The following is a 9,270-nucleotide window of genomic DNA, read 5'->3' as shown; positions in this document are numbered from 1 at the left end:
GTACTTCTTGAATGCGGTGGTCTCCTCCATGGGGATGTTCACCTCCACCGTGTTCAGGTCGATGGCAAGCCTCCCCGTCGCTACCAGGTCCAGTTCCCTTCCTTCTTGAAATACCAATTTGTTCATCCTGTCTCCTTATGCTTGACCGATTGTCTGGGAACCTTCCTCAAGCCTTGTTGTCGCTTTGGAAAATCTTGATGTGCCTGGACACATTCCCGTAGGCTCCTTGGACCATGGCATCGCTCAGGGCGAAGTAGTCTTTTCCGCCCTCTGCGCAGTAGGCGCGGACCGCCTGTTCCACGGACTGGAAGGTGGCCGTGGCCACATTGATCTTGCGCACACCGCCTGCGATGCATTTCCGGAAATCCTCGTCGCTGATTCCCGACCCTCCATGGAGGACCAGAGGAATGGGCACGCGTGTCCTGGCCTCCGCCAGGACACCGAAATGCAGCCGGGGCTCCTGTTTGTAGACCCCATGGGCATTTCCGATGGAGAGGGCCAGGGCGTCCACGCCGGTCTGCTCGTACAGGGCCTGGACCTCCTCCGGATCGGAATAGATCATCGCATGGTCAACGCTTCCGTCCTCGCTTCCGGCCAGCTGGCCAACTTCCGCTTCCACACCCGCGCCGAAAGGCTCCGCCGCCGCCTTGACCTGCCGCACCAGACGGATGTTCTCCTCCAGCGGCAGGTGGGATGCATCGATCATGACGGAGGTGAATCCCAACTCCAATGCTTCCCTGGCAGTCTCCAGGTCCATTCCGTGGTCCAGATGGACCGCCACAGGGACCGAGGCTTTCTTGGCCGCCGCCACCATCAAGGGCCCGAACACCTCCAGGGGAGAGTAGGGAAGCCGCACCTGTGCGACCTGCAGGATGATGGGTGCCCTCAATTCTTCCGCAGCCTTCACCGCCCCCAGGACCATTTCCATGTTGGCGACGCTGAAGGCTCCTACGCCATAACCTCCTGCCTCCGCCTTTTGCAACAGTTCCGTCATTCTTGCCAAGGACATGCCACTACCTCTTTCCCCTGCGCATTGATACAATGTGCTCATCGATGTTGGTACTTAACCAAAACATATTCACAATATACCCATTATACCCTAGGCGCTCCCGTTCCGTCAAGGCTTTCCCTTCTGCTTTTTGATTATTTATTTGACTTTTTGCTGGCACTTTGGTATTAATTCATGATTTTTATTTGATTTTTTTCCGGAAAGTCGGTATAATGGTACCATCTGGATAGAGAATAGGGGTATTGCCATGCGTTCAAAAAGACTGGATAGTGTGAAGAAGTATATTGAGGAAAACAAAACCGTTACCTTGGACCAGCTGTGCGCGGAGTTCCAGGTTTCCAAAAACACCATACGGAGGGATATCAACGAGCTTGTCTCCAGTGGCGAGATCCGCAAGATTTATGGCGGGGTCACCATCGAGGGTTTCAAACCCATGAGTTCCTTCGACGAACGCAACATCAGCAACCTGGAGCTGAAGCAGCGGATTGCACGCTATGCCGCCAAACTGGTGAAGGATGGCGAAATCATCTTCATCGACTCCGGGACGACCACCATGCACATGGTGGAACATCTCAAGGAGCGCCAGAATCTGACCATCCTCACCAACAGCATCGAGGTGATCATGCGGGCCATTCCGTACCCGAACATCAATGTGATTTCCCTTTCCGGCACATTGAACCGGAAGACCCTTTCCTTCACCGGCGCCAGTTCCGCCGAGGTGCTGGGCCGTTTCAACATCAACAAGGCGTTTCTGGCTTCCACCGGCATCTCCACCGCCGGAGGCGCAACCAACTCTTCTCCGGCGGAAACGGAAATCAAGCACACCGCCCTGCTGAAAAGCCAGCAGAGCTTCCTGTTGCTGGACCACACGAAATTCAACACCATCGCTTTGATCACCTATTCCCGGTTCGACGACATCCATACGCTGGTCACCGACGACTTCCCCCCGTCGGACATCCAGAAGATGCTGGAGAAGAAGGGATGCCGCATCCTCATCGCGGAAGAATAGAAAAAAAGAAGCAAGAAGAAGGGGCTTTGGCACCGGTCACGACCGGTGCCAAAGCCCCTTCTTCTTGCTTCTGGAGGCCTTTCAACCCTTCTCCTGAGCGTCCTTCTCCAACAAGGCCGCCACATCCACATCCAATAGCGCCGCCATCTGCAGCAGCCGCTGGACCCTGGGCATGATCTCCCCGTTCTCCCACTTGCTCACCGTGCTCCGGTCCACCCCCAGCAAGGCAGCGAACGCCTCCTGGGTATACCCCTTCCTTACCCTGTACATCCTCAATCGGTCCACAGTCTCCCCTCACTCCCCCGCATCCATGCGTGAATATCACCCTAAATTATAGTTCTTTTATCGCACCATGTCAATCAACGCAGGTGGGCATTGCGCACCTGCGTTGATTGTGCGTTTAACTCACACTATAATTGCATAGGGAGGTGATATTTTGAGCATTCGCCAAGCGCGTCAGCATCGGGGAATCACACAAAAGGAAGCGGCTGACATCCTGGGCGTGGCCAGGACCACCTACAACAAATACGAGAACGGGGTCCACAGCCCAGACAGCCAGACGCTGGTCCGGATGGCCCAGCTCTTCGGATGTTCCACAGATTACCTGTTGGACATGCCTCATGCGCCGGAGCCGCTCCTGAACGCTCTGGAAAGGGAAGCCTTGCACCGGCTGCAGAGCCTCTCTCCGGAGAACCGGAACAAGGCCCTGCACTACCTGTACCTTCTCCAACTCTCGGAAAAGGACGGCTGATTCTCCTTCAACGCCGCACCGGCGGTGTGGCCAGAAAGCTGGCGATGCTGGCAAGCAAAGGGAAGGCCAGCATGACCAGGATGACCTGGTCGTAGCTCTGGAATAGGTCGTAGGCGACCCCGAAGGGCAGTGGCCCCAGGGCGGAGCCCAGGACCATCGCCGTCATAGCCACGCTTTTGATGCTGCCCAAATGGCGTCTGCCGAAGTATCCCGGCCACAGCACGTTGGTGGTCACGGAGTCGAAGGCGTTGAACACGGCGCTGAAGACGGCATACAGGAGCAGGACCCCCGCAGACCTGCCCCAGAGGATCACCAGCATCCCCACGGCCAACACCAGGTAGTTCAGGGCCTTGAGCCTGTTGGGTTTGGTCTTGTCCACCACATAACCGGCCACGAAGTTCATGCCCAGCTGCACCATGGCGATGGAGCTTAGGATGGTGGCCGCAAATACGGGCGGCTGTCCCTTCTCTTCCATGATGGAAACCAGATGGAAGATCATGCCCGTATTGATCATGGACGGGATGGTCATGCAGAAAAGGAGCAGCCAGAAGGACCGGACCCGGAACGCTTCCCCCAGGGTCCATTCCGAATGGTCTTCCCCGACAGCCTCCCCTCCCTCCGGAATTTCCGGCATCTCCGGTTTTGTCTCCCCATCGGGAAGCAACCCTACAGCTTCCGGCCTGTCCCGGACCAGGAGCCATCCTGCGGGGACCATGACCACCACCAGGAGCAGGGCGATGAAGCGCCAGGCCTGTTCGATTCCATAGTTTTCCAGCAGCCAGTTGTTCATCTGTGGAAACGCGGCCGAGCTGGCCACCATGCCCAATGTCATGAAGCTGAGGGCCAGTCCCCGTTTCCTGATGAACCACTGGGACACCAGGGCGGAGGGGATCAGGCTCATGGACCCTTGCCCGAAAAGGCGCAGGAACATGAATCCCAGGAAGATCATGGCCGGTGTGCGCACCATCCCCATCCAGACCCCTGTCAATGCCAGCAGGAAAGGCACGATGGCAATCATCTTCCGGTAGCCGATCCTGTCGATTTTCCTCCCCACAAAGGGAAGCAGCAGTCCCGCCGCCAGGGTGGCGAAGGAATACAGGCTGGAGAGGAGTGTACGGCTCCATCCGAATTTGTCGATATATGCGTTGATGAAGAGTGAAATGGAGAAGGTCTGGCCCGGTCCGGAGAAAAACTGCCCCAGCGCCGCCACCGCAACGATGACCCATCCATAGTAGATTTTTTTCCTCATTTCCATTCCTTTCCGTTGTCGTCGGGGCCCATGGAAAAAGACAGCCTGGAAGCTGTCTTCTCCTTTTCCCGCTCTATCGTCCTTCTTCCTTGTCCATGGCGATCAGCTTCGCCACCAGCTCCTCGCAGATTTGGGGGACCGTCTTTTTGTCCGTGGACACGATGATGTCCGCAGCCGCCAGGTACTTTTCCCGGCGTTTGTCCATCAGCTGGGAAATGAACTCCGTGTTCATGTTGTTGTTCAGGATGGGGCGCTCCGTGCTGTCCTTCACCCGCTCCAGGATGGTCTCGGGCTCGGCTGTCAGCAGGACGATCCGCCCATGCTTCTTCATGTTTTCCACATTCTGTTCCCGTAGCACGATGCCCCCACCGCAGGATACGATCACCTGCTGTTTCTTCTGCAGTTCGGTCAGGGTGTTGCTTTCGCAGTTCCTGAAGTATTCCTCCCCATACTCGTCGAAGATCCGGGGGATGCTCTTGCCTTCCTTTTCCACAATCAAGGCGTCCGTCTCCACTTCCTCCATCTCCAGCAGGCGGCTGAGGTAGGAGGAGACCGTGCTCTTTCCGGCACCCATGAAGCCGATCAGCATGATGTTGTAGGAAAAGAGGCTCTTGGCCTGGATCTTCCGGCTGTTTTTCACGATATAGGTGAATATGTCCAGGATTTCCTCCTCGAACTCGTTGCCCTGCAGTTGGTTCACCAGGGCCTCCCACTGCTTCTTTTCCTGCTCCGGCTGAAGGATGGGCAAGCCGTTCTCCTTCTTGTATGCAATCACCTCCTGGATATGGCTCATCCTCTTGGCCAGGGCGTCGATGATCGCATCGTCGCATTCCCCAATCCTGGCCCTGATCTCTTCCAGACTCTTCATCAAAAACCTCCCGCTATGTTTATGGACGGCGCCTTCGGCACCCGTCCGTTTTGTTCCATTTTAAACCATAACACCCTATTTGTCCAACCCCAGATAGGCATCCACAGCAACGGGCAGCTCTTGGGCATCACTGCATGCTTTTGTGGATCAGTTGCAGGGCCTCCGACAGTTCCTGGACACCGACCTGTCCCGGTGCGGAAGCCTTATTTGCCGCACCGAAGGTGAGGCAGGAACCGAACACCTCCCCGGCCAGCCTGCTGACCGCACCGGTCCCGGCCATGGACATGGTGATGATGGGCCTGTCGGCGTAACGCTCCACCATGATGGTCGTGGCTTCCAGCAGGCGCAGCACGTCTGTCCTGGACTGAGGCATCACCGCGATTTTCGGAATGTCGGCACCCAGGTCCTGCATCTTCCGCAGCCGGTAAAGGATGTCGTCCATGGGAGGCGTCTTGCCGAAGTCATGGTTGGAGGCCACCACCTTGACACCCTCTCCATGGGCGGCTTCGATGATGTCCCTCGCCACCGCGTCTCCGATGAATGCCTCCACATCCACCAGGTCCACCAGCCCCGTGGCCGCCACGGCCTTGTTCAGCGCGGCGTATGCGGCAGGGTCGATGGCCCTCTCGCCGCCTTCCGCCGCGGTGCGGAAGGTGAACAGGAGGGGCGTCCCTTCCAGAACGGCCACCAGATCCGAAAGCACATCCTTCACCTGTTCCAGATCCTCCACGCCCTCGAACCAATCCACCCGCCATTCCACCAGGTCCACCGGAATGGCGCGGAAGCTTCCCGCTTCCTCGATGATTTCCCGCTTCGTCTTGGCCACGATGGGAACGCAAATCTTGGGGATGCCTTCCCCCAACACCAGATTCTTCACTTTTACCGTGTTCATAGGATCTCCTTACATGTAGTCGACAGGCATCGGTTGCCCTGTCCAAAGTTCAAAGGCCGCCGCTCCCTGGAAGAGCATCCTGCCCAGACCGTTCATGGTCCTGCATCCGGCCACCTTGGCCATCTTGAGCATGGCCGTCTCTCTGGGGGAGTAGGCGATGTCCACCACGATCAGGCTGCGGGGGAAGTAGGACTTGTCCGGTATGTAGGTCTGTCCCTCCAGGGGCTTCATGCCCACGCCGGTGGCGTTTGCAAAGACCTGGCTGTCCGCCATCTCTTCCTTCAGCTTGTCCAGGCGGCCAGTTCCGTATGTCCTGTGATTCTTTCTGGCATGGTCGGTTTCCTTTCGTCTGGTTAATTATTCAACACTATTCTGCTGCACGATTTTTACCCTTCCACGCCATTATATCCGTTGGAATTGCATTAATCCAATTCATTTTTATTGGCTGATCCATTATTTTTTCTTATGGATCCTACACCTCGGGGAGACTGTTGATGAACTCCAGAAGCTCCCCGAATCCTCCACGCTTGATTCCGGAGATGTCCTGCTCCCCTTGGTTGATCATGTGGTCCTCCAGCAGGTAGGTGTCCATGCCCAATTCCGCCACGCACATGTCCTCCTGCACATCGTTTCCGACCATCAGGCACTCCTGGGGCTTCCTGCCCACCCGCTGCAGCGCCTCCCGGTAATATCCGGGATGGGGTTTGCAGTAGGAACTGTTCTCGTAGGTGGTCACCAGGGCGAAGTCCTCCAGTTCCAACCCGGCCCAGGCCATGCGCAGATGGGTCGCCGTCCGCGGAAAAAGCGGGTTGGTCGCAAGGACCAGGGCATAGCCCTTTTTCTTCAGCGCCTGGACACAGGCGTCCGCCAGCGGGTTCGGCTTTGCGGTGATTCTTGCCTTGTCGAATTCCCGTTCATAGAACTCCCCGAGGATCTCCTGGATGATGTCCACCTCCCCGATGGCTCCATAGTCCTGCCCGAAAGCCTCCCAGAACCTGGCCTCGTTGGTCATGGAGCCGTCGTTTTCGAGCATGGCCTCCGTCCCTACCCAAATGGAGCGGATCAACCGCTTGGGCTCGATGTTCCTGGCGGACACCATGGCCCCCATGTATCTGAAATACGTTTCTATGAATTCCTGCTGGTCCAACGGGAGCAGGGTTCCATCCAAATCGAAGAATACCGTGTCCATCGTTTTCCTCCCCTTCCGCTTCTTATCTGAATTGTTCCCAAAGGCTGTCTGCATGCTCCAGGTCGACAGGGGAGATTTCCAGCAGTTCCACAGCTGCTTCCCCCGGCCCGTATTCTCCCCGCACCACCCCGTGTCCGGGGGCGATGGTTTCCGTCAACCGGTAGCCGACGGCGTCGTTCTCATAGAGGCGCACCACGCATCCCTCGAAGCGGCGGCCTCCGGCCGAAAGGGAGACGCCTGTCTCCAGGATGGTGTAGGTGCCCATGTCCGTCTCCCACACGGTACCTGGGGCATGGTCATGGGGAAGCCACAGGACCTCGTCCCCTTCTCCCGGCACGCCGTCCTGGACCTGATGGACTCCGTCCTCCCTCTCCAGATAGGCCACCCGCTCTCCCGCCATCTCCAGGCCCGAGGTCTCCGGATCCGGTACGAATCCCACACTGGTGCTGAGGGCCTCCCGGGTCGCCTTTCCCACATATTTCTTCTCCACGCCGCTCTCGCCGCTGGGATAGCGGACCGTGAAGGCGTAGAAGGTTCCCGGGGTAGGGACGAAGGCGGCGGCCGCTGGTTCCGGGGTTGTCGCCGATGGCGCCCTGTCCGAAGCCTGTTCTTCTCCCTTCACCACATCGAAGCTGAACCGGAGCATGGCCCCTGGCTCCCCTTTGACCACGGTCTCCACGCTGCCTTGCAGACGATGGCCGCTACCGTCCTGGAACACCCGCAGCTCCCTGCGCTCCAGCGCCTCCACGCCTGCCCGGTCCATGATTTCCTCTTCCTCCAGCACGCCGTTTTCCAGGTTGTCCAGCCAGAAGAATCCCAGCAGCATCATTTCCCCCATGCCGGGGATGTCCCCATGGACGTCTAGTGCGTTCCCCGCAACCTCCACCCGGCAAGGAATCCCTTTCCCCAGCACCGCCTGCAGAAGCGTGATTTCTTCAGGCGTCATGCCCGTCCCCATCGCATCCGGGTTCTCCAGGACCTCGAAGGCGCACACCCCCGCATAGACGCCCTCCAATTCCCGGGAGGCCACGGGAGCGGTTCCCTGTCCTTCCTGTCCGCGGCCAAACCATCGGACCAGGAGCAGGCTTCCTCCCAGGAGCACCACCGCCGCCAGAACTGCGGTTGCAGCCAGCCACCCTTTCCCCCCGGTTTTTTTCCGTCCGGTTTCTTCCTCCACCGGAGCACCGCAGCTGCCGCAGAATCTGGCTCCCGCCCGCAGCCCGGCCCCGCATTGTCCGCAAAATCCATTCTCCATTTTTCCTCACCTCTTGTTCCCATTGTGTATGCAGTGGTCGATGGCAATGACCACCGCGGCAAAGAAAGCGCCATCCTGCCCCTCCGGCACATACAGCTCATAGGTGTCGGACCAGGCCATCCATTGCTTGTGCACCGATCCCACCAGCACCCCCTCCTTGCGGATCTCAAAATCCATGCTGAAGACATTGCCGGTTATCTCGAAGTCCCCCCAGCTGCTTTCCATGGTCAGCCGGGGCTTGAAGAACGCCAGCTCCTGCTGGATGGTGGCGCACATTTCCCCATTCCTGTGGATTTCATACCTTCCCAGGAACAGGGTGACCCTCTGGCGGATGTAATACAGTTCCCTTCCGGCCGGATACTCCAGGTGGATTTTGGCCCCGATGGTCAGCAGTTCGCTGTGGACCTGGTAGACCGGATTCTGGAATTCATCGGACACGTCGTACTTGTCCCCCAAAGCGAATATTTTCTGCCTGATGTAGAGCTTCACCTGGCCACCTCCCTATCGGAGGGGCTGGGCGCACTGGGGGCAGAACTTGAAGTCCTCCTGGACCTGTGCGCCGCACTGGGGGCAATGCAGCTCCCCGGCGGACAGGTTGCAGGATGCTTCCCTGCTCCGGTGCACCAGGTGCAGGTCCTTTTCCTCCAGGCGCACCGGTTCCCCTTTGGCGATGGCTGTCCCCAACTCCTTGCTGATTGCATACACGCTGTGGCAGCAGGTGGTGATCACATAGAACTTCTTGTTCCACCGGAAGAGGGGCAGGAAGAAGAGGGTGGCCACCATGGTTTCCATATAGACCTCGTAACGGCCGAAGTTGCAGCACAAGGGACAGAGCATCCCCTGGTTGTAGTCCAGTTGCTTCTGTTGGGTGGTGATGCCTGCAATCAATAACATGGGAATACCTCCGAATCGAATTTGTCTTTCCATTGTACCAAATCGCTGGCGCGATGGCTAGGCAAGGCACATCGTTTTTCAAGCCTTTAGTCTTTCCCGTAGCCATGTTTTTTTGATTTAGAACAAAAAAGTAGTAGCTGCTTTTGAATATGTG

General features: G+C 57.7%; 11 protein-coding genes and 1 pseudogene. 2 read left to right on the top strand and 10 right to left on the bottom strand.

The features are described 5' to 3' along the window. Positions 1–166: 166 nt before the first annotated feature. Entirely contained in the window at positions 167–1,009 is an 843-nt protein-coding gene (locus GXN74_RS13685) for a class II fructose-bisphosphate aldolase (RefSeq protein WP_162371504.1), read from the bottom strand. Positions 1,010–1,256: 247 nt separating this feature from the next. Here GXN74_RS13685 and GXN74_RS13680 point away from each other — a divergent pair, with 247 nt between their 5' ends. Further along, on the top strand, positions 1,257–2,018 hold the full coding sequence (locus tag GXN74_RS13680) for a DeoR/GlpR family DNA-binding transcription regulator (RefSeq protein ID WP_162371503.1): 762 nt from the start codon (positions 1,257–1,259) through the stop codon (positions 2,016–2,018). Positions 2,019–2,099: 81 nt separating this feature from the next. On the opposite strand, the gene GXN74_RS13675 is transcribed toward GXN74_RS13680, so the two are convergent. Beyond that, positions 2,100–2,303 carry a helix-turn-helix domain-containing protein gene (locus tag GXN74_RS13675; protein WP_162371502.1) on the bottom strand — a complete coding sequence of 68 codons (204 nt, stop codon included), beginning with the start codon at positions 2,301–2,303 and terminating at the stop codon, positions 2,100–2,102. A gap of 151 nt (positions 2,304–2,454) precedes the next feature. Between GXN74_RS13675 and GXN74_RS13670 the strand changes: the two genes are divergently transcribed. After that, the gene (locus GXN74_RS13670) at positions 2,455–2,769 is read left to right on the top strand and encodes a helix-turn-helix domain-containing protein (RefSeq protein WP_162371501.1); all 315 of its coding nucleotides are present in this window, start codon (positions 2,455–2,457) and stop codon (positions 2,767–2,769) included. 7 nt (positions 2,770–2,776) lie between these two features. On the opposite strand, the gene GXN74_RS13665 is transcribed toward GXN74_RS13670, so the two are convergent. From GXN74_RS13665 to GXN74_RS13630, 8 genes and pseudogenes are all read right to left on the bottom strand, one after another. Beyond that, positions 2,777–4,018 carry an MFS transporter gene (locus tag GXN74_RS13665; RefSeq protein WP_246208731.1) on the bottom strand — a complete coding sequence of 414 codons (1,242 nt, stop codon included), beginning with the start codon at positions 4,016–4,018 and terminating at the stop codon, positions 2,777–2,779. A gap of 73 nt (positions 4,019–4,091) precedes the next feature. Beyond that, a complete protein-coding gene (locus GXN74_RS13660; RefSeq protein WP_162371499.1) occupies positions 4,092–4,886 on the bottom strand; it encodes a shikimate kinase in 795 nt (264 codons plus the stop codon). Positions 4,887–5,013: 127 nt separating this feature from the next. After that, positions 5,014–5,778, bottom strand: coding sequence for a type I 3-dehydroquinate dehydratase (gene aroD / locus GXN74_RS13655; RefSeq protein WP_162371498.1), 765 nt, complete (start codon positions 5,776–5,778; stop codon positions 5,014–5,016). A 9-nt stretch (positions 5,779–5,787) separates the two neighbouring features. Then, a pseudogene (locus GXN74_RS13650) lies at positions 5,788–6,087 on the bottom strand (quinate/shikimate dehydrogenase); the annotation flags it as partial. A 163-nt stretch (positions 6,088–6,250) separates the two neighbouring features. Further along, positions 6,251–6,967 carry an HAD family hydrolase gene (locus GXN74_RS13645; protein WP_162371496.1) on the bottom strand — a complete coding sequence of 239 codons (717 nt, stop codon included), beginning with the start codon at positions 6,965–6,967 and terminating at the stop codon, positions 6,251–6,253. 22 nt (positions 6,968–6,989) lie between these two features. Beyond that, positions 6,990–8,222, bottom strand: coding sequence for a zinc ribbon domain-containing protein (locus GXN74_RS13640; protein ID WP_162371495.1), 1,233 nt, complete (start codon positions 8,220–8,222; stop codon positions 6,990–6,992). A gap of 6 nt (positions 8,223–8,228) precedes the next feature. Continuing rightward, on the bottom strand, positions 8,229–8,711 hold the full coding sequence (locus GXN74_RS13635) for an LURP-one-related family protein (protein ID WP_162371494.1): 483 nt from the start codon (positions 8,709–8,711) through the stop codon (positions 8,229–8,231). 12 nt (positions 8,712–8,723) lie between these two features. Beyond that, on the bottom strand, positions 8,724–9,116 hold the full coding sequence (locus GXN74_RS13630; protein WP_162371493.1) for a zinc ribbon domain-containing protein: 393 nt from the start codon (positions 9,114–9,116) through the stop codon (positions 8,724–8,726). Positions 9,117–9,270: the final 154 nt, after the last annotated feature.

The organism is Anaerotalea alkaliphila, assembly GCF_010179735.1.
Lineage (GTDB): Bacteria > Bacillota > Clostridia > Lachnospirales > Vallitaleaceae > Anaerotalea > Anaerotalea alkaliphila.
Note: the sequence above shows the minus strand (reverse complement) of the source record. Positions and strands in the feature narration are given on the sequence as shown.